The following is a 20784-nucleotide window of genomic DNA, read 5'->3' as shown; positions in this document are numbered from 1 at the left end:
TTCCGGCGTTCTTAAATACAGCGGCGTTTACGGTGATCTTTTATTTCCCAAAGTGTGCAGACAGAAAAAACAGAAAAATCGTTGCATATCTCATTTTACTATTTTGTCTCCTGTTTTAACCGTCGCCGAATTTGTTGTTTTTAGTTTTGCCTTCTCTTCTGCCTCAATCTTATCGCGGCAGGCATTTAAAAACGTGACAGCTAAAAATGAGCGGAAAACCAACTCATCATCAAGCCATGCAATTAAATCATCCCGGGTGATATTATGGATAGTATTAGTCAGTACCGCCGGTATTTCATCATCAGACTCAATGTAATAACCTGTCTTTTTATCGTAAGCTACATTGTTCATCAGCGAAAAAAAATTATCGATGGCGATATTAATCTCTTCCGGCATTTCATCGGAAATATAACAGCCATCGAAGTGATGACGTAGCATATTTTCCGGGCAAAGTTGTTTCGTCCGGGTCAGATAAATACGTTCCAGTGCCGTTTCTGTCTGAGGCTCCGGATAGGGAGTAATAAACGCCGAGTACCGGAAAATAAAGGATTTATCCAGCGTTTTACTTAGTTCGTGGTAAATATCATTATCTTCATAATCACCGAAAATCCCCTCACACAAATGAGTCAGCTTACGGCAGTGCTCAATTTTATCCACCAGCGTCCGGCAACGGCGCGCATCAAATACTGCCGAATTAATATCGGATACATAATCATTAATGTCATAGAAACTTTTAAAAGAACAATCACCCGTATTTTTTGTTTTATGGCCAGTAAACCGCCAGTGTAAAAAAAGAGCGATAATGACAACTATTAGGGTGACTATGCCGAACGTTTCCATAAATAACTCCCTTATATTATTAGTGCCTCAGCAGAATCTTCTTAACTGAATAGTAATTTGCACATGTCATATTCCGCCGGTATATCACCGGCATTAAAAAACATAAATACCATTTCAATCCGCCTTCCCGGAAAAGCGGATTAGCGCATAGCGATTAAGTAATTGCTGAAAATGTGTATCAATTTTCTGATATTCGGCTTCAGATACCGCCCCTTCCTGTTGCTTTAATGCTAATAACCGCAATTCTTCTTCCAGAGGTATTCCCCGGTAGAAATATTGTCGCGCATTAAAAATAACAGATTTCAGTTCTGAACCGGTAATATAGCTGCGGGGCTTGCTGTCCAGTGTATCCAGCCGCTTACTTAATGCATCAAGCTGCGCCATGCCTTCAGACCAGGGGATCAGTTTATTTTCAGGCACGGCATTAGTTTCAATTGTTTTTTGCCACTCCTGTACCACACTTTTAACCTCATTCTCTTCACTGTAATGACGTAATAAATAATCTGTTAGCTGCTTTCCATATAACTGAAACCATACAGGAGAAACTGTGCCGTTCTGACGAAGCTGTATTGCCAGCGTATTCAGTGCCTCGTTATTAAACACAGAATCCGTGACCAGATGCTGAGCCAGTATATTTTCTGTTGTTGCATCAAAATCAGGTAAATATGGCATCGCGCTTGTCAGTGGTTCAGCGGAAGGTGATTGCAGAAAAACAGTTGCGCTGACAATAACGGAACTGAGAATAATGCCGGAGAATAAACCGACAATGATCCCACGGCGGAATATTTTTTTTTGCCGGATAGCCGGCGCGATATCATTCTGATTTAATCCCCGTAACGGCGCCGGTGACGGATGTGGTAACGAGTTCATCACAGGAATAACGGGGGAGACTGATGGCTCCGGGGTAATAAACGGCTCATCCGCACTGTTGGTGCTATCTGCATTTTCGAGCTGATACGCCAGCGTATATACCAGTGAATGTAATTTCTCTGATTGTGTTAAGTGCTTCAGCTCAAGCCGTTCCAGTGTCTGACAGAGCTGTGACAGTAACGATTCAGCCTGATACAGTGCAGAAAGATCATTGTACACAGGGGTAATGCCCCGCATCCCGGCAATCGCCTGACGTGTGAAATCAGCAAGGATTTCAATACGGGCATGAGTCTGGTGCGGCCAGAATGTTTGCCAGTGTTGCTCAATCAGCGGTGCAATAACTTGCAATCCATCATTCAGCCCGGTGATACCATCCTGATGCAAACGCACCAGTGCATACCATGCCGCAGTGCGCAAATCGACGCCATTGCGGGTGAAAATAGTCAGACAAAGTACCTGTGCGGCTTCCCAGTCCACATCCGGTCTGGCCGGATGAAACTGCTTATGCATTTCATTTTTCAGTTCAGAGAATTCACTTAATGTCCGGGGATCGCCACCTGTGCGAAGAGAAATGAGCTGCGCTTTCACAATAACCTCAATCATGTTTAATCAGGATTTGAATAACATACGTCAGGAAACAAAATGTTGTGTTTTCAGATGGTGGATCATTATCCGCCCGTCAGGAACAAATTCCGTTCCGTAGCGCACCAGCCCCTGTTCATGCAGTTCCGCTTCCAGCGCGTAGCTCAGCGAACCGAATTCGCCGGGCGGCAATAAGACCAGTGAAACAGATTTAATTCTCGGTTCATATTTCAGCAATGTGGCAGACAAAACCTGCATCAGACCATGTGCGGTGCCGGGAAGTCCCTGTAATAATTTACTCATATCCGGCAAACCATAATCCGGAAGATGGCTCAATGTCCCTGCCCGCGAGTTAAGAATACGGCGGATATTATCCAGGACAGACAAAATCACCTGTTCATCTTCTGCGACACTGTCCACCGGCAGACCGCCGGCAAAATAACCGGTCACCATTTCATAGAGTGAAGGTTGTGACATGATTTACCTCTTGAGCGGAATAAGTGACAGTGTGTTTTCTGACAATTCAAGTTTACGGGGCGAATCAGGCTCCAGTTCATCGCGCGCAATAACCACCCGCCAGCTGTTTTCTATCTGATCCGGTGAGCGGAACATCACGGCAACCGCCACAAATTGCGCCTCTTTTTCCATCGGCATATCCAGCGAAATGGACTCGCCCGGTCTTATCCGGATATCTTTTTGTGCCAGGCGGCTTTCTGTCAGTACCTCACTGTCTGTTGCAAAGAGTGACGGGTAATCGGCGGATGCAAATGCATCTTCCGTTTTCAGTTGGTAAACCCGGATAATCGCCGATAATGAAGCGCCTTCATCATCCGTATTCAGCGCGTTACGGGCAGTAAAATCCAGGTGCAGCACTTTTACCTGTTTATAAAAAACAGATTTAGTCATCTCCACAGTGCCATCACTGATGGTCTGTGTTAACCCGCAGCCTGCCAGAAAAAGAACCGGACACAGCAGCGACCCGGCAGCTGTTTTACGGATAAAACACGTAACACGATCAGAACCGGTAATTGCCATTTTCATCAGCCTCTTTCTGTTGATAGTAAGGTGTTAAACGCTGGTAGCGACCCAGCCCGATAGTTACCATGGTTTTCACCGCTTTTAGTGATGCCGTGCCACTGTTTGATTTCATTACTGCCGTCCTGCCGATTTGTGCGCCACTTCCTGATTGCACACTCAGTGCGGCATCCGGTAATAAATGACGTGGCACACTCAGTTGCAGGCGGGCATTAACTCTGGCACCCAGATAAATATGCAGCAAGGCCATAAAATCCTGATAAATCTGCCCGTCCGGTAACCATTGTTTTGCTTCATCTGCATTTTCTGTTGTCAGACGGATAAGTACCTGACTGTTAACATCCGTGGCACTGCGGCCCATCACCGGTTTATGCTTCAGTGTCAGAGGGCGGGCACATGACATTGTTACCGGGTTATCCAGCTGAATCCGCCGCGGATCATGCGCCACAACCTGAACCTGTGTTTCCGGTGCCAGCAGGTTTACCAGTGAGCAAATACCTTCTGCGGTCCGGGTCGGTAAACGCATCGTCCCCAACAGTGCCAGAAACCGTGAAAGTGGTGCCGGGCTGTTTTCAGCGCAGCCCGGGATACCCAGCCCAATCAGTCCGAACAGATACTGTGAGGTTTCATCCCGGCCCCCGGCACCAAATGTCGCCGGATAGGAATACTTGCGCCAGACCCGGTAAAACTGAGTTGTCAGCCGGTGATTAAAGATATCCAGGAAATCTGTCAGGGAATCTGTACCGTCACGGTATTGAGCAATATCATCCAGATAATGTGTCGGCAGCGGTGAGGTTATTCCGTACAGCCCGGTAAAGGTGGTGCGGATGCCCGGGACGTTACTTTTGCGGTAGCGGTCATCCGGATCCCGTCCTTTCAGTTCTGTGACCGGAAATCCCATTCCCGGGTGCGGGCGGAACCTGACCGGGTCATCAGCCGGATCCTGCGAGCTGCCCAGCGGGGGTCTGTCGGGACAGGATTGCTCCAGTAACTGACAAAAACGGTAAAAATTATAATACGGGAGCCTGTCCCCCAGCGCGTCAATCAGCGGGGCAGCTGAGGATTGTGATTTTCTGTCCATCTCAGTCGTTTTCCTGTCGGTAATACAACCAGTGTCAGCTGATTAAATAAATGCACATCGCTGTACAGCGTAAAGAACCTGTTAAGCATTTCACCAAACAGATGAATATCACCGTCTCCGCTGAACCCGTTACTGTCCACCGTCACTTCAATGTCGATTCCGCGCTGTAAAAAACCTTTCTCAAAACGCTCAATCAGGTGATGGCAGACCTGCACAATCGCCTCCAGTTTGCGGTGATTCATGTCATCATCCCGCCAGTCATAAAGTGCAAGTGTTCCCCGCAGGACTTCTGCGTTATCCATCATATTCAGAAAGCCGGAACCAAGATGGCTCAGTACCCGCCAGTGAAAACGATCTTCGGCCGGAGGATATACCGGCAGGGTTGGCTTACAAAGGTTACGGATAGTCAGCGGGATCTGAATAGACATTCCGGTCCGGTCCAGAAGCGTGCTTTGTAACGCTTTACGCGGCAACTGTCCGTTTGTTCCGGTAATTTGCAGGGAAATTGTTTCTGTTTCCGGCAGTGAGTCACTCTCACGTGCAGCACCGCCGAGGATAATCCAGGTATCATGCAGACCGGTGACACCCCGTTTGACCCGGGTATGGTAATAGCGCTCCGGTGCGCTGCGGCGCAGCATCCCGCCACGGTGACGGAAACTGGTGAACGGCACATAAATTGCCTCATCCGTACGCAGTGAGCCATGAACACTGTCCACGGAATAGATTTCAGTATGTCCGTCCTGGATACGGCGGGGACGCAACAGATATTCACTTTCCGTTCCGTTGATCGTGAGCGGATCGGCTTCAATATCAAATAAATTAATTACCGGCACACAATGCAGCCGAAAATTATCAGAACTCAGTGATAAATCATTGTCCCATAATGTATTTAAAATAATATCCATCTCAAATTCACGGGTATCCTCCGGAAAAGTGACCTCTTCCAGTCCGTTCAGCTCTGCAAACATAAATTTTTCGCGGAAGGAAAAATACTCCAGTAACAGCTGATAGCCACTGAACGCCGTGTCACCTTTCGGCCATAACCGGTCTGCTTCACCGAAACCGCCGGGCGAGAACCAGAGCGGCAGCGTTATCCTGTCCGGCGCGGACGGCAGACGCAGACAAATTTTGGCAACCTGCCGGGTCAGCGCCAGGTGCAGCGCACTGGTCGTCGGAATATCACCTGCCAGATAAAACGACAGGCGGCTGAGATCTGTCTGCGTCCAGTCAATCGTATCGCTGCAACGGAAGCTGACGCGGATAACCGAGCGCCCGTCCGGCTCAGTGGTGAGATAAACAGAGGATATGGACAACGGGTTTAATGGCAGACTGCGGGTTGTCCGGTAACGACAGACTGTTTTTTTCGGACCGACCGGGCGGGAGAGGATTTCAAACCCGGATATAATCTGTTCTGTCATTTTCATTTTCCGGATATCCGGTGCCAGCTCAACCACAGATAATGACGGAATAGTGCGTAAATAGTGCGGCCAGAGCAAGCTGACCAATCCTTCGGTGAATTCAGGCAAATCATCATCAACTTTCTGACGAAGACGCCCCATGGAAAACGCAAACCCTTCGAACAAGCGCTCCACAAACGGATCCGGAATACCCGCTTTATCGAGATCAAGCATCGCGGCGCGATCCGGATGAGCCTGCGCAAACTCTTTCGCTGCCTCACGTAAATAACGCATTTCCGCATCAAAATAGCGGAGAGTAAGATCGTCCATCAATAAATTACCTTAGTCCGTTGAATAGTGGTCAGGGATATAAAATCGCGGCACGAACAGGATCCAATGCGGTTAATTCTGCCAGTAATGCATCCATTTCCGGCGAAGTCCCTGTTTTTCCGGCACCACTGCGCTGACTTTTGCCGCGCAGCAACTGTAGCTGGCGGGCTTTAATTTCAAACAGATACTGCGGCTCCCAGCCGGCAAGTGTGATACCCGCGGCCCGGCAATCTAAGTCCCGCAGCAGGTTCAGTGCCAGGTCATAACGGGCAAACTGATCCGCCACCCTTGCCATGACCAGATGCAGTAGCCACTGGTTACGCGGCGAGCCGGTATCCGGCCGGCTCTGTAACCAGCGGAGAGCGGTTTCAATTCCCTCACTGTCCGCCTGTGCCAGCGCTTCCTGCTCCAGAGCAAGAACAGAATGTTCATCTGTCTGCTCTGCCGGCGGATGAAATCCTGCCGCCGGGAAATTGCTTTCCTCCAGTACCTGCTGATTTATCCAGCCGAGTGTTACTTCATCCGCAAACGGCGTGCCATCTTCCCAGGCCAGCATTTCAAGCCCCGGCAGACGTGTCAGAAACAGCTTTAAATCAGCTTTGATAACATCTGCCCAGCCGTCACGGGGGGACGGTGATTTACTCAGCGCCTGATACAGATACCACTGCACATCCAGCCAGAAGTGATTCACACCCTCGGCAAACAGGCGATCTGCCTGTTCCGTCAGCTCACCCCAGCTTTGCTGAAGGTACAGACGTTTAAGCTGTGCGCGGGCCTCCGTGCGTGGCGGTGACAACCGGGTGCAGCCCTGGTGATTCTGAGGCGGCAACTGATGCAGCGTATCCCAGCGCACTGTTTTCATCAGCCGGTGCCCGGCGAGCCAGCCATCGGACTGGCTGCGCAGATACATTGCCAGTGATTTTGCCTGATCCAGCAATTCACGTCCGGATTGCACCTGGCTGCCCCTTCCTGGCACCAGCGCCGCAGTATTGGCATTACGGGCAGGTTCGCTGCTGATATTTTGCGGCACAACTGAATCCGCACCGCCGGAAAGTGCGAGGCGTTTTTCCAGCGCACTGTATAACGGACCAAGCTCAGGAGCGCCGATATCATCCCGGGTATCCAATGTCTGCTGAATCGACATCAGTAAGGCAACCGCACGGGAAAATTCCTGTCGTTCCACTTCCGGGTACAGTGACAGACTGTCCAGCACCCGCTGCCCGGCAAGCCACTCAATAGCTGATTTCCGGCTGTTGGTCCGCTCAGGCAGAAGCGTATCCTGATACTGAATAAGCATACCGGCCAGTAACGCCAGTGCATCAGCCAGGCCCTTTCCGCCTTCTTTATGCAGGCGCGCCCAGAGGTAATACGTGACAACCCGCACATCTTTGCATACTGTCGTCAGCAGTTTTTCTGCCAGCGTACAAATTAATTCAGTATCTGCGCCGGAGAGTTTATTCACCTCCTCCCGCATCCGTTCAAAATCATCGTCATAACCCGGGTCGCTGCCCGCAGGTGACTCTGCACTGACAGGCAATAACCAGGCACCCCACAGTGCTATTTCCTGCCGGGCAATCCGCGCCGGTTCATCCGGGTTATCCGCAAAACAAGCTGAAGATAAAGTATTCAGTACATTCATGAGATTCTGCTATTACTCCGTTATTTTTTCTGCGTTGCCATCAGCAATGAAACAGATCCGCTCCGGCCATCACTGTCCAAAGAAATATGTGCGGTTACACCATCGCGGTTATATTCACTGTAAATTTCACCGCAGGATTTACGGGATAAACAGGTAAAAAACGAATCATCCTGAATAACATTATTTATATCACTGGTTGCCGTTCCGAATACGGTATTCAGTTCATTATTCAGACGATTATATTCTGCAAATAACTCATCTTTATTGCTGTATTTTTTTGGGTTCAGTATCATCAGTGATGCAATTCCCTGATCCCGCATGACAACAAAGAAATAAGCATGCTTCTGAATTTGTTCAGCAGGTGATGAAAAAGAGTGACATGCCCAGCCTTGTGGTGCCGGTGTACAGTTCAGTCCTTTTAAATCAGACTTGCGGATCTCATCCATACTTTGACCCCATTTAAATCCGTGCATAATATCCGGAGATTGGTCACATGCCGTTAATAGTGATATCAGGAGTATAAAGATGATTTTTTTCATGATAATTCCATGAGTATTCATTCAGTGATATTTATTATTTCTGTCATATTTAAAATATAACATTACTTATCAGGGAAAATGTTATCCGGTAACACAAAATTACATAATTTTAATCATATCAGCAACCCGCAAGCCATTTCAGTAATCGGCTATTTGGTGCTTTCGGACAATAGAGCAACTGCGGGAACTCACCGTAACCAGATAACGTCAAGGTCATAACGCAGGATTAAAGACAATTCATCGTTCTCCGGCCTATTTGTATACGTATCCCATAAGTCTGTGAAATAATCAGTTATACCTTACCACTACCATATTTTTCACTTGGTTTTATATTTATTTCTTCCATCGCTTTTTCGCGCCGATTTAAAATTTCATTACGTCTTTCTTTAGATTGTATTAATAACATATAACGATAAATATCATCAGGGTTATTCCCTGAATTTTTATCAACTAAACCATTACCATTATGCCGGCATAACTCCAGAACAGATTTATTCCACTGCGGTATTTTACAAGTTCGCATCCCGATATAACGGGGAAGGCTTGAGATGACAGACTGTGGTATTATTAAAAATGAAAACAACCAATCAGCCCATGAATTCATTTTTGATAAACATAAAAAACCCCATAGATAATTTTCTTTTTTTTCGGCTATCGGTAAGGTTATTTCAATAATCTGTGAAAGCTCCTCAATGCAATCTTCCTCCATATAGCAGCGAATAAATCGCCAAAGCGCCTGAGCTTCGGTCTTATTACCCATCCGTCCGAAGGAAAAGGAGTTTATTACTGTTTCATAATCACTGGCAAGAACGTGACCAATAAGACAATATGTTAATCTGTTTTTATACAAGGTGAAATAGACATCATTCCAGGACAGGGAAATAATGTCATTATTATACTGATAGACATGAACCAGTTTATTTTTTCTGTCAAACCGTACCGGATAATGTGTTTTTTTAAACCAGTCATGGAGTAAAAACTTCCCCATAAGCAATGACATTAATAATGATATTATAAAGAATAAAACCATCAAATAGATCTGATTAACAAAAATAAAATGAATAATACAATACAGACCAAGACCCATAAAACCAACACTCGTGCCAAATAAATACAGTGATGCTTTTCCTTTGTCAAAATAATTATCATCAATCACTTCAATATAATTTTCATTAAATTCAATAACAGAATCAAAGTCAGACATAGTACTGTCTTGTTCTTCTTTATGATGTTTATCCAGATATCCCTCAATCTCTTCAGGGTATAATTTACGCTCTATTATATAGGGCGTTAATAAACCGACTAATTTGCCTTCCTGATGTCTGCTCATTACTCTCCCTCATAACCTAAGGCTTTATTTAACTCACTCATTTCAAAATCCATCGTTGGCCATATACTAATGTTACCGCCTAAGCTACCCGGTTCCATATCCTTCCTGAAGTATATTCTTTTAAACCATGCTTCGAGTTTATTTCCCTCAAGATAGGCGATAAGAAACATTGACATAAATAATATTATAATCATAAGCGGAAGTATATAATCACAGGATAATCAGTTACACCTTGCCACTACCATATTTTTCACTTAGTTTTATATTTATGTCTTTTATCGCCTTTTCGCGCCGATTTAAAATTTCGTTACGTCTTTCTTTCGATTGTATTAATAACATATAACGATAAATATCATCAGGGTTATTCCCTGCATTTTTATTAACTAAAGCATTGTCATCGTATCGGCATAATTCCAGAACGGATTCATTCCAGCGTGGTATTTTGCATGTTCGCATTCCGATATAACGGGGAATACCTGTTATTATAGACATCGGTATTATCCAAAATGAAAGTACCCAATAAACCCATGACTCCATTTTTGATAAACATAAAACCCCCCATAGATAACTTTCTTTTTTTTCAGCTATCGGTAAGGTTATTTCAATAATCTGTGAAAGTTCCTCAGTGCAATCTTCCTCCATATAGCAGCGAATAAATCGCCAAAGTGCCTGAACTTCGGTCTTATCACCCATCCGTCCGAAAGAAAAGGAGTTCATTACCGTTTCATAATCACTGGCAAGAACATGACCAACAAGACAATATGTGAATCTGTTTTTATACAAGGTGAAATAGACATCATTCCAGGGAAGGGAAATAATGGTATTATTATACTGATATACATGAACCAGTTTATTTTTTCTGTCAAACCGTACCGGATAATGTGTTTTTTTAAACCAGTCATGAAGTAAAAATTTACCCATAAGCAATGACATTAATAATGATATTGTAAAGAACAAAATCATCAAATAGATCCGATCAAAAAAAATAAAATGGAAAACACAATATAACGCAGCTACCATAAAAGCAATACTCGTACCAAATAAATACAGTGATACGTGGCCTTTGTAAAAATAATTATCATCAACTACCTCAATGTAATTATCATTGAATTCAATGATAGAATCAAAGTCAGACACGGTACTGTCTTGCTCTTCTTTATGGTCTTTATCCAGATGGTCCTCAATCTCTTCCGGGTATAATTTACGCTCTATAATATAGGGCGTTAATAAACCGACTAATTTGCCTTCCTGATGCCTGTTCATTACTCTCCCTCACAACCTAATGCTTTATTTAATTCACTCATTTCAAAATCCATCGTTGGCCATATATTAATGTTACCACCTGTACTATCCGGTTCCATGTCCTTCCTGAAATATATTCGTTTAAACCATGCCTCGAGTTTATCTTCCTCAAGATAAGCAATAAGAAACATTGACATAAATAATATTATAATCATAAGCGGAATATATAATCACAGGATAATCAGTTACACCTTACCACTACCATATTTTTCACTTAGTTTTATGTTTATGTCTTTCATCGCCTTTTCGCGCCGATTTAAAATTTCATTACGTCTTTCTTTCGACTGCGTTAATAACATATAACGATAAATATCATCAGGGTTATTCCCTGCATTTTTATTAACTAAAGCATTGCCATCGTATCGGCATAACTCCAGAACAGATTCATTCCACTGCGGTATTTTGCATGTTCGCATCCCGATATAACGGGGAAGGCTTGTGATGACAGACATCGGTATTATCCAAAATGAAATCACCCAATCAACCCATGACTCCATTTTTGATAAACATAAAAAACCCCATAGATAACTTTCTTTTTTTTCTGCTATTGGTAAGGTTATTTCAATAATCTGTGAAAGCTCCTCAGTGCAATCTTCCTCCATATAGCAGCGAATAAATCGCCAAAGCGCCTGAGCTTCGGCCTTATTACCCATCCGTCCGAAAGAAAAGGAGTTTATTACCGTTTCATAATCACTGGCAAGAACATGACCAATAAGACAATATGTGAATCTGCTTTTATACAAGGTGAAATAGACATCATTCCAGGGCAGGGAAATAATGTCGTTATTATACTGATAAACATGAATTAGTTTATTTTTCCTGTCAAAGCGTACCGGATAATGTGTTTTTTTAAACCAGTCATGAAGTAAAAATTTACCCATAAGCAATGACATTAATAATGATATTGTAAAGAATAAAATCATTAAATAGATCTGATTAACAAAAATAAAATGAATAACACAAAACAGACCAAACCCCATAAAACCTACACTCGTGCCAAATAAATACAGTGACACCGGGCCTTTATCAAAATAATCATTATCAACCACTTCAATATAACTTTCATTAAATTCAATAATGGAATCACAGTCAGACACAGTACTGTCTTGTTCTTCTTTATAGTGTTTACCCAGGTGTTCCTCAATCTCTTCAGGATATAATTTACGCTCTATTATATAGGGCGTTAATAAACCGATCGACTTCCCTTCCCGATGTCTGTTCATTCCTCTCCCTCATAACCCAGTGCTTTATTTAATTCACTCATTTCAAAATCCATCGTTGGCCATATATTAATATTACAGCCTGAACTACCCAGTTCCATATCCTTCCTGAAGTATATTCTTTTAAACCATGCCTCGAGTTTATCTTCCTCAAGATAGGCGATAAGAAACATTGACATAAATAATATTACAATCATAAGCGGAAGTATATATACACCGATTGCACACCTGAATAATGTCTGTTGTAAGAAAAAATTTGCAACAGACCTAGACATAGTCATCCCCCATATAACACCGCCGGAAACCCCAGAGATAAAATACAGAGATGCTAGGCCATAATTACCTTTCTGTACTTCCTCGAAAGAATGATATCCATCCCAAAAAACAATAATAAGGCCAAAGGCCGAGAAAAACCTGGCTCCACGAAGAAGACGATCCCTTATCTTCAGCATCACCCTGGAATTATAGTTAATATTAATCTTTGGTATTATCCGCAGTACTTTATATTCATAAATAGCTTTTTCCAGTGTTATCAATACCGCACCGAATGCGGTCATTGTATTTGCAATAAACTTCATCCACTCTTCATTGTCTTTCAGTTCACCTTTCGTTGCTTTTTTGAAGGAACCCATTACAACATTAATCTGAAATGCTGTTGATAAAACAATACCAGCAAAAGGAATTGACCGCATGCTGTTATTTAATAATGCAGAGGCTTTTGTATTAATAGAGGCATTAACATCACTTCGCCATGTGTCTGAAAACATAATGTTTCTTAAGTTTTCGACTGGTGTCAGGGAATCAGCAATATTTTTTAATTGTTTATTTTGTAAATAACCATATAGCCTCGGGACATCTCTGTGGTCAATTGCCACCAGAAACCGCAGTCTAGTATTTCCGCTTATTTTTACACCTTTCATTCCGAGTATTTTAATTTTATTATCAATATGCTGGCTGAGTTGACGCCGTGTACTCTTATCTGCCACATTCAACATCTCCAGTGTTTTTTCTGCTGCAACCTTCACAAAGTTATATTTTGTTCCGTATACCTCTATGAGTGTGACTCTTTTTTTATAAAACGCACTCAGCCAGACTAATGCAGGAAGCGGCGCTTTATTGAGTGCGTTATCAATTAAACCCACTATTCCGCTGCTGATAGTGTTAGAGAGTTTCTCCATCGCCAACTGGATAACAAACAGGTGGCTTTCCACTACCCCACCAACACCTTCAATTACCTTGTCCCATGGTAAATCATCATAATTACCTGCACTGCTGACCGCACCGGACACTATGTCGATAGTGTTGTTTTGATTTAGCATCAGTGCTCTTAATATTAAATTGTCACTTGTGTATTTTTCTGATAATAAACTTTTTTGTATTAGTTTAGAAACACCTATTTTATCCTGCATGCCTTCCAGGCAATCAGCGATTGTCTGTAAAAACAAACTACCACTGACAACATTATCCTGATCAAAATTATGCTCCATATAATCAGTGAAGTTCTCACAAGAGAACCATATCAAATACATTTTCACCATCGGGGAAATAATCGTATTATTATAGTCTGACACTGCCTTTTTATATCGTTCTTCAAAGCTCGCCTGCTTTTCCCTGTCAATATATTTTTCGTATTTACTCCAACGATAATCTACAATGTCTGACATATAGGGTGTGGTGTGTTTTTCTAAATAATAATCACTCGCTTCCTTAAATGCACTATTTGACTTATTTTCTACTTTTCCCCGTACATTTTCGATAGTCGCCAGATAATCAAACTCGTATTGATTTTTCACCCCGTCCGTCAGCATATCAAGAACCGATGATAAATTTCTTTCTCTGACAAATTCTTTGTTTTCCAGTAAATTTACCTGATACCGATAGTTACATAATGAGGCGATATCTTTGATAATCCCGACAGGATCTGAAAGTTCCAATATTACTCCGTGCCCGGGATAGAGTAATTCACATTGTTCTTTAATTGCTCGATATTGCTGACCATTTTTATTAAGCCAGTGACTCTCTGTATATTCTGCTATATTTGAATTATGAGAGAACGCACTACATTCAGCGACTTCGTACATAAGTCTGTCTACTGAGATCGCCAGTTTTTCAGATTTAGTTTTCAGCCACTTTCCCAAATCAAATAACTGCATATATCTTTTACGGTAATTAGGTTCCTCATGTTTTGCTCTCGTTGATTTTGTCCATTGAACTTCAGCCCATGAGAACCAAAATGAACCATTTACGCCCACAGATTCGGGTAAAACAGGTAATGTGATAAATGACGCTTTTGCTAAACTCTCCGGTTCAATAATACACGGCTTCCTTTCGCCCTTTACTACTGCCTCCGGTACATCACTATCCTGTGACAACGGATAATAAAACCCATCAGCGGTCACATAATAATTAATCCAACAATGCCCTAATTCATCATATATATATAAGAAACCTTCTCTTAATAACCGTCTGGTATAACTCACCTCACCTTCCGGTGGGATGGAACAGACGATTTCACCTTTATTTACCGGTAAGGAGCTCTCTTTTTCCATAATAGCGGGTCTTACAGGTATAACCGGCAATCCCTCTCTCCGGCAAAAACTACAATCTTTATCTATATGCATAGTTATTCCTGTTTAATTAATTAAAAATCGTGGTTATTATTTTTCACAACCAGAAGTGAGATGTTTTTTCTGTATTCCAGCAGGCATTATTTATCTTTATTTTTAATAATATCATTCACATATAAAATACTGTGATGTACGGATATTACTCATCCAGGAAAATTTTATCCGGTAACACAAAATTGCGTAATTTTAATAATGCCAGCGGTCCGTCGCCCATTTCTGTGCGCAGGACATAATTCAGTGACTGGCCATTTTGTGTTTTCCAGACAATACGGTAACTGCTGGTATTTCCGGCGTACGGAGAGACATTGGCGTTTTCCAGTAAGCGGATAAATCCCCAGACTCCCCGGTGGTCGCCGTATAAGCGCGTGCCGGTTTTTGTGCTCATCCAGCTCAGGGATGCACCGGACGCCACCGTGTCGGCAGGCCAGACAAAACGCTGCCAGTCCGGAACCTGGTTGTCATAAACCAGCGGTTGTTTATCAATGGTCAGCACTGTCTGCATCACACTGTCAGAGGTTCCCGGCCGCATCTCAAAGTACAGGCGGGCTTCTCCTTCGGCAAACACCACATCGGAGATATAACTCAGGGTATCCAGTGCTTTCAGAAATTCCGGGTTAAATGTCAGCCCCTGTGCATTTGTGCTGTCCGGCACCCAGTGTGTTCCCTCTTTATGCAGAACCCCTTTAAGGCGGGTTTCCAGAAAACGCTGGATGCGCCCGCTGTCTGCCCGCAGATACTGAGCCAGCAACGGCAGCGCGATATCACTGCGGGTATTTTTCAGCGGATAGCGCCCCCCGAATGCTGCATTCCAGTCATTAACCACCGCATTCTGCCACTGGCTGTTAATGCCCTGCGCAGTAGGTGTCAGTAACTGCTGCCAGGCCTGAGACATCGGCTGCACCAGCAATGACTCACCGAACCCGCTCCACTCCTGACCTAACCCCGCAGCCGCCAGGCTGCCGTAATCCCGCGTTTCTGAGAGATCGACGGTTTTTCCTTCAAACACACTCTGCGCCAGCGCCTGTGACATCGCCTGCGGATCAGGCGCATTAACCACCTGTTGCAGCTTCAGGCGCACACGGGTAATACGGGTCAGATAAGTTTGCAGATTCATAGCATCACTGCCCTGTGCGGCGGGCTGCGGATCAACAAACGCCAGCAACGGTCCGAATACCGGCTCCAGCGGACCGGTAAAGCCCATATTCTGACTGATCAGCGGCTGCGACTCTTTATTCAGTAAATCTTTGGCCGAGTTCATAAAGGAATCACTGAGTTTTTCCTGCTGACGCCCGGTTTTTCCCTGATACGCCACCGTATTCATCAGCGCTATTACCGGCGACTGACGGATATCACTCATCAATGTAAGCTGATCGATAGTATCAGAGAGATTTTCAGTTCCGCGCCATTGCAGGCTGTTCAGAAAATTCAGCCAGGCACCGGAGAAATCAGCAAAATAACGCTCTGTCAGACGCTGTTTCAGTTGCTCCGGGTCAATATTACTGTCCATCGTCTGCTGATTATCACTCAATACCCAGTCTATCTCCTCACGACGCCCGCTAACTGCCTGATTAATCGCGGGTTCAACTGAGTCCTCCCAGGCTTTCCGGGTAAAAATACCCGGAACAACTTCATCCGTACTGAATAAAAAGGTTGCGTCCGTTTCGCCCGCCATCTCATCCAGTGTCATATCTGCAAAGTTATCTTTCGCCTGTTGCAGAATGCTGTCATAAAGTGCGGATTCACCATTGCGCTGACCCATTTCACGGATAAGCAAAGTCCGGGTGCGCGAAACCAATGTTTTATTGCGTTTAATCACCCATTCCGGATGCGACGGTAACTGTTTTGCATAGAATGTCAGCAGCTCATTTCCCAGCGCCATCCACTGTCCGTCAGTCATACCTTCATGCTGCGGCCAGACATGCAGCACAGTTTCGGCAAAAAAAGCCGGGTCCATCCGTTCCGGCTGGCTCATCATCAGATACGCTTTCAGTGCCTGATACGCCGGAGCGGCAGCGGCAGTGCGCTCCGGGCTGTCCGGAGGTAACTGAGCCAGTGCCTGTAATTGCGCTTCCAGATGCCCGCCCGCGGCATTACGTAACAGAGGCAAAATCGTTTTGCTGTAAACCGGCCAGAGCCGCACCTGTAATGCAGAATTACTGCTCAGCCCGAAACGCAGCCAGACAGGAACGGATGCCGCCGCGCGGTGTGACAACAATCCGAGAGTCTGTTGCAGTGCAAACTGCGCTTTCAGGCGCTCAGCATCAGACTGGCGGGTATCAGCGGCAAGTGACACCTGCTGCCGGGTATCCTCTATCATCTGGCGGTTCATCAGATACGACATCACCATACCTGCCCCCCAGACAACCATTACGGTGGCGGCACTGTATTGCAGAATACGTTTACGGCTGACACCGGTTGCCTGTGGCTTTAATGATGGTGAAAGCGCTTTCTGTGCATTCAGCAGGCTGTGCCAGCGACTGTCCGGATACCAGGTATTCGGCACAGACCGGGTTTGGGCAACCGGCACCGTACTGAATGCAATACCGGCAAAAGGCAGCGCCCGGATACCGGAAAAAAACGGTGTCAGTGCCGCAGATAACTGACGGCTGCCATCTGCCCGCAGAAAACGCGCCAGCATCAGCAGCCAGGTATCCGTCTGTTTTGCCAGCACAGACTGAACGCCCTGTGTGGTCACCGCCGGTAATAACCGGCGCAAATCAGTGCTTAATATCTCCGGCGTCACGCTCTGTTGCGGCATACACAATACCGCCGGGGTATCCGGCGCACTCAGGTTCTCTCCCGGCGTGAGACTCCACAACCAGACAGGCGCCTGCCAGCGCAGGGCTTTATATAACTGATGGAAACTGCGACATGCGCTGTCCGTCGCCGCTGCATTAATACTGCCCGCCGTCAGTGAGCTTTCTGACAATGTCTCTGACACGCCGTTTTCGGTGACCCAGATAATTGCGTCCAGCGGACGGCGGCGGCGAAGCTGTTTCAGTGTCCGGATAAGCGGCTCTTCTGTAACAGACAAAATATCCCCGCCCCATATAAGTAATGTACCGTCGGCTTCCTGCCAGTGTTCGCGGGTAAGCCCGGGGGCAAGTTTTTCAACTGCGGCAGGGGTGCCGGTGATGAGCAGAGTGACAATATTATAAAAACGCAGACCGGAGTAATTGTGCTTCAGATAAACTAAAATTTCATCGGCCACATTGTCATAAGTATCCTTATGGTCAATAGCAACTTCGTTATCTTTTAAGGTTTTATTTCTTACATTTGTATATATATTCTTACCGAAAAAGCGGGAAAACAAAAAGAATAGTGCAACAATTGATATTGCCCCTATTACAATAGACAGGATAACAAAAAAAACACTTTCAGACGGTCTTGCTCCATTATTAAAACCTAATAACTCAGGGTTTGTTTTCATTACAACCAATATAACTATACCTATAATTACCAATAATAGTAATATTGCCCACCATCTGAATTTGATATCAGAGCGATTAATCCGTAGCATAACAAGCTTGCTCCTGTCTGTACTTTTTTGATAAGTTATTTTACAATTTGTCAGTGATTAGAAATCACCATTGATGAAATTATATTTTCGTCTCTCATAATATTCACTGCCAGCTGTGATTTATTACTGACTGTCGCATTCATAGCAGCAATACAAATATTCACCCAGCATGAATGAGAACTTAATGTTCCTGTTTTATCATCTGATATAATTATCTGAGATGCTGTTTTTTTTATTGATGCTAACGAATGCATTACTGAGTTTTTTATTTCAGAGTCTGTTCTGAATCCTGTCCCGGTTAACCAGATGCTATCCACTTCCTCTGCATCTGCCTTACCCCATAACAATGCTTTATTTATTGATTCATTCAGATCTACACCGTTATCAGAATAAGTATAAAATTCTGGTCGATGCAATGCTACTCTGCAATTTTCATTTGATAATGAAAATAAAATAGATGTTGCAGCTTCACTGCTTCCGGGTATCAAATCAGAGTATAAACGCAGACTAACAACAAGAAGATAATCGGTTATATCCGGAGAGTCCATCCATGAATCAACTGACAATAAGTCATACTGACTTATTAATTTAAATGGCTTTTTTATTATACTATTGATATTTTCATGAATAACATCAATACCATAACTGTACTCAGGAGTATCTGTATCCATTAAAAGAGCAACGGTGAGTACATGGTTATTACTAATTTCATTCAGTCCATTTATCATTGATTCATTCAGTAATGTATCTCTTATTCTGTTTATACATCTGTCTGAAAAAATCTGAGTTTTATCATCAAACTGAGATTGGTAGGATAAATCACTACCCGCATCCTTAATATGCACTGGTAATGATAATTCATCATCAGTAGATATTTTTGAAATCAGAAAACGGCTGTCAACAATATGAGGAAGGCATAACGCCTGAGAAACAACCGAAACATAACGCTGACCGCGCTTTATTTCTAATTCTACATCCTGATGTCGTTGAAAATCCCAACCATCCGCAAGATGCTCTGAAATAAAATAGGATATCAATCTCAAGATAAGTGCTAAGAAAAAAACAGATGAGAAAATAGTAACAACATACAGACTAATTAGTTTTTCAGGATCATTTCTGGTGATAAAATAATTAAATAAACCTCCTGCAAGTAAGAAAACAGATAGTATATATGACCATATTTTCATTGATGGTTTTTTTGACCGCTTTGCTTTTGGCGGAATAGAATTAAGATTAACAGGCATTATTTATCTGATGATGCATTAGTTAATGATGAAATTAATACACAGCCACAACTGCACAGATAACCATGAAAAGCCACTGGTATTCCATGATCTTTCATTGTCGGATGTCCCTGAGATATGAATGCGTTATTATGACCTTTCTTCGGACAATCAACCGGATCTCCCTTGCGGGCAATATACTTCCCCGAAAACTTAATCACAGATGAGCCACTTGTTACATAACCACCACCGGATGTCCGGTCACCTACTCTGATAATACCCTTCATTATATTCTCCCTGTGTAGCCTCAAGGCTACCTCTTGTTAAAAACTCCCGTATCCTTTTAAAAACCAGCCTTTCCAGAGATTTTGTTTATTAAACGAGGCATCACGCTGGTAAGGATCCTCTTTATCGATTTCACATTGTGACTCAATATCCTCCGGCCAGACCGTCAGTTTACTGAAGTGAATTGCCAGACAACGCAACAGCCAGATAGGTAATATTGCTATCATTCCGAATGGAAAGAGAAAGAAAGTAAAAGTTTTTAATTCAGCCAACAAATAAACATAACTCTCTTTAGGTGTTTCTTTTTTATTATCAATAGGAACGTAGTATTTTATTGAGTCAATAACAGGTTCAACTCCCTCTTTCATATAACGGCGAATAAATTTCCAGTGCGGAATAAGATCTTTACGATATACATCTGATTCAGGTAAACAAAAAGTATCAATAATTGTTTCTTTATCTTCGCTGAGAATATGACCACTCAGGTAGTAATCATCCATAGGTGTCTTAAATCGCCCCAGCCCTGATGTAAAATAGATTTCATCCCACAGTACTGAAATTATCGTACCATCTGTCTTATATGCATATACCATACGTTTAGAGCGATCAAAACGAATAGGGTAATGAGTTTTTATGAAACATTCTTTACTAATGCAATAAAAAAGAAATATAATTATAGCAAGTGCCGCACTAAGAAAAAATACAGCCGGAAAAATAGCATTTATACGATCATCTATATACAATACAATAAGTTTGGATATTTGATATAAAAAAAGAAAATACCAAGGATTGAAATAAAAGTAAGTACACCTTTAGAACTATAGTACTTATCTATAACATCCATATAATTAGAGTTTATTTTAATTACATTTAAGCAAGGAGCTAACTTTTCATTCTGTATATCTATACGTTCATGTTGCAACAGCGGGTTTTCCTGCTCCTGCTTATTCAGCTCTCTGTTAAC

The 20784-nt window shown here is 43.4% G+C and carries 16 protein-coding genes and 1 pseudogene; all 17 read right to left on the bottom strand.

The window, feature by feature from the left end; translation table 11 throughout:
* Positions 1-90 precede the first annotated feature (90 nt).
* Positions 91-840: a hypothetical protein gene (locus ACMHKJ_RS13965; RefSeq protein WP_413494805.1), complete on the bottom strand. Its 750-nt coding sequence runs from the start codon at positions 838-840 to the stop codon at positions 91-93.
* A gap of 114 nt (positions 841-954) precedes the next feature.
* Positions 955-2313 (bottom strand): VasL domain-containing protein, encoded by a 1359-nt coding sequence (locus tag ACMHKJ_RS13960; protein ID WP_413494803.1) that lies wholly within the window; start codon positions 2311-2313, stop codon positions 955-957.
* A gap of 27 nt (positions 2314-2340) precedes the next feature.
* Positions 2341-2769 carry a type VI secretion system baseplate subunit TssE gene (gene tssE, locus ACMHKJ_RS13955; protein WP_067369958.1) on the bottom strand — a complete coding sequence of 143 codons (429 nt, stop codon included), beginning with the start codon at positions 2767-2769 and terminating at the stop codon, positions 2341-2343.
* 3 nt (positions 2770-2772) lie between these two features.
* Positions 2773-3333 (bottom strand): type VI secretion system lipoprotein TssJ, encoded by a 561-nt coding sequence (gene tssJ, locus ACMHKJ_RS13950; protein ID WP_413494801.1) that lies wholly within the window; start codon positions 3331-3333, stop codon positions 2773-2775.
* Positions 3308-4408: a type VI secretion system baseplate subunit TssG gene (gene tssG, locus ACMHKJ_RS13945; RefSeq protein ID WP_413494800.1), complete on the bottom strand. Its 1101-nt coding sequence runs from the start codon at positions 4406-4408 to the stop codon at positions 3308-3310. The genes tssJ and tssG overlap by 26 nt, the downstream gene beginning before the upstream one ends.
* Positions 4372-6135 (bottom strand): type VI secretion system baseplate subunit TssF, encoded by a 1764-nt coding sequence (gene tssF, locus ACMHKJ_RS13940; protein ID WP_413494799.1) that lies wholly within the window; start codon positions 6133-6135, stop codon positions 4372-4374. Before tssF ends, tssG begins: the two co-directional genes overlap by 37 nt.
* Before the next feature lie 31 nt (positions 6136-6166).
* Positions 6167-7774 (bottom strand): type VI secretion system protein TssA, encoded by a 1608-nt coding sequence (gene tssA, locus ACMHKJ_RS13935; protein WP_413494797.1) that lies wholly within the window; start codon positions 7772-7774, stop codon positions 6167-6169.
* A gap of 20 nt (positions 7775-7794) precedes the next feature.
* Entirely contained in the window at positions 7795-8220 is a 426-nt protein-coding gene (locus tag ACMHKJ_RS13930; protein ID WP_413494795.1) for a hypothetical protein, read from the bottom strand.
* 385 nt (positions 8221-8605) lie between these two features.
* Positions 8606-9643, bottom strand: coding sequence for a DUF6708 domain-containing protein (locus ACMHKJ_RS13925; protein ID WP_413494793.1), 1038 nt, complete (start codon positions 9641-9643; stop codon positions 8606-8608).
* A 225-nt stretch (positions 9644-9868) separates the two neighbouring features.
* Positions 9869-10906 carry a DUF6708 domain-containing protein gene (locus ACMHKJ_RS13920; protein ID WP_413494791.1) on the bottom strand — a complete coding sequence of 346 codons (1038 nt, stop codon included), beginning with the start codon at positions 10904-10906 and terminating at the stop codon, positions 9869-9871.
* A gap of 224 nt (positions 10907-11130) precedes the next feature.
* Positions 11131-12168, bottom strand: a complete 1038-nt coding sequence (locus tag ACMHKJ_RS13915) for a DUF6708 domain-containing protein (RefSeq protein WP_413494789.1) — start codon at positions 12166-12168, stop codon at positions 11131-11133.
* Positions 12165-14786: a T6SS effector BTH_I2691 family protein gene (locus ACMHKJ_RS13910; RefSeq protein WP_413494788.1), complete on the bottom strand. Its 2622-nt coding sequence runs from the start codon at positions 14784-14786 to the stop codon at positions 12165-12167. The genes ACMHKJ_RS13915 and ACMHKJ_RS13910 overlap by 4 nt, the downstream gene beginning before the upstream one ends.
* A 145-nt stretch (positions 14787-14931) precedes the next feature.
* Entirely contained in the window at positions 14932-18312 is a 3381-nt protein-coding gene (locus ACMHKJ_RS13905; RefSeq protein ID WP_413494786.1) for an ImcF-related family protein, read from the bottom strand.
* Positions 18313-18362: 50 nt separating this feature from the next.
* Complete coding sequence (locus ACMHKJ_RS13900) at positions 18363-19556, bottom strand: hypothetical protein (RefSeq protein WP_413494784.1); 1194 nt, start codon at positions 19554-19556, stop codon at positions 18363-18365.
* The gene (locus ACMHKJ_RS13895) at positions 19556-19822 is read right to left on the bottom strand and encodes a PAAR domain-containing protein (protein WP_413494782.1); all 267 of its coding nucleotides are present in this window, start codon (positions 19820-19822) and stop codon (positions 19556-19558) included. Before ACMHKJ_RS13895 ends, ACMHKJ_RS13900 begins: the two co-directional genes overlap by 1 nt.
* 36 nt (positions 19823-19858) lie before the next feature.
* Entirely contained in the window at positions 19859-20563 is a 705-nt protein-coding gene (locus ACMHKJ_RS13890) for a DUF6708 domain-containing protein (RefSeq protein WP_413494780.1), read from the bottom strand.
* Positions 20554-20784, bottom strand: a pseudogene (locus tag ACMHKJ_RS13885) (hypothetical protein); the annotation flags it as partial. The pseudogene ACMHKJ_RS13885 and the gene ACMHKJ_RS13890, both read right to left, overlap by 10 nt.

Source organism: Morganella psychrotolerans, from assembly GCF_965118875.1.
In the GTDB taxonomy this organism is placed as follows: domain Bacteria; phylum Pseudomonadota; class Gammaproteobacteria; order Enterobacterales; family Enterobacteriaceae; genus Morganella; species Morganella psychrotolerans_C.
The sequence above is the reverse complement of the archived record's forward strand: the minus strand, read 5'-3'. Positions and strand labels throughout refer to the sequence as shown.

Bases quoted from the DNA above. Each gene is read 5' to 3' on its own strand.
- ACMHKJ_RS13965 (WP_413494805.1), bottom strand. From the start codon at position 840: ATGGAAACGTTCGGCATAGTCACCCTAATAGTTGTCATTATCGCTCTT.
- ACMHKJ_RS13960 (WP_413494803.1), bottom strand. From the start codon at position 2,313: ATGATTGAGGTTATTGTGAAAGCGCAGCTCATTTCTCTTCGCACAGGT.
- tssE (WP_067369958.1), bottom strand. From the start codon at position 2,769: ATGTCACAACCTTCACTCTATGAAATGGTGACCGGTTATTTTGCCGGC.
- tssJ (WP_413494801.1), bottom strand. From the start codon at position 3,333: ATGAAAATGGCAATTACCGGTTCTGATCGTGTTACGTGTTTTATCCGT.
- tssG (WP_413494800.1), bottom strand. From the start codon at position 4,408: ATGGACAGAAAATCACAATCCTCAGCTGCCCCGCTGATTGACGCGCTG.
- tssF (WP_413494799.1), bottom strand. From the start codon at position 6,135: ATGGACGATCTTACTCTCCGCTATTTTGATGCGGAAATGCGTTATTTA.
- tssA (WP_413494797.1), bottom strand. From the start codon at position 7,774: ATGAATGTACTGAATACTTTATCTTCAGCTTGTTTTGCGGATAACCCG.
- ACMHKJ_RS13930 (WP_413494795.1), bottom strand. From the start codon at position 8,220: ATGGATGAGATCCGCAAGTCTGATTTAAAAGGACTGAACTGTACACCG.
- ACMHKJ_RS13925 (WP_413494793.1), bottom strand. From the start codon at position 9,643: ATGAGCAGACATCAGGAAGGCAAATTAGTCGGTTTATTAACGCCCTAT.
- ACMHKJ_RS13920 (WP_413494791.1), bottom strand. From the start codon at position 10,906: ATGAACAGGCATCAGGAAGGCAAATTAGTCGGTTTATTAACGCCCTAT.
- ACMHKJ_RS13915 (WP_413494789.1), bottom strand. From the start codon at position 12,168: ATGAACAGACATCGGGAAGGGAAGTCGATCGGTTTATTAACGCCCTAT.
- ACMHKJ_RS13910 (WP_413494788.1), bottom strand. From the start codon at position 14,786: ATGCATATAGATAAAGATTGTAGTTTTTGCCGGAGAGAGGGATTGCCG.
- ACMHKJ_RS13905 (WP_413494786.1), bottom strand. From the start codon at position 18,312: ATGCTACGGATTAATCGCTCTGATATCAAATTCAGATGGTGGGCAATA.
- ACMHKJ_RS13900 (WP_413494784.1), bottom strand. From the start codon at position 19,556: ATGCCTGTTAATCTTAATTCTATTCCGCCAAAAGCAAAGCGGTCAAAA.
- ACMHKJ_RS13895 (WP_413494782.1), bottom strand. From the start codon at position 19,822: ATGAAGGGTATTATCAGAGTAGGTGACCGGACATCCGGTGGTGGTTAT.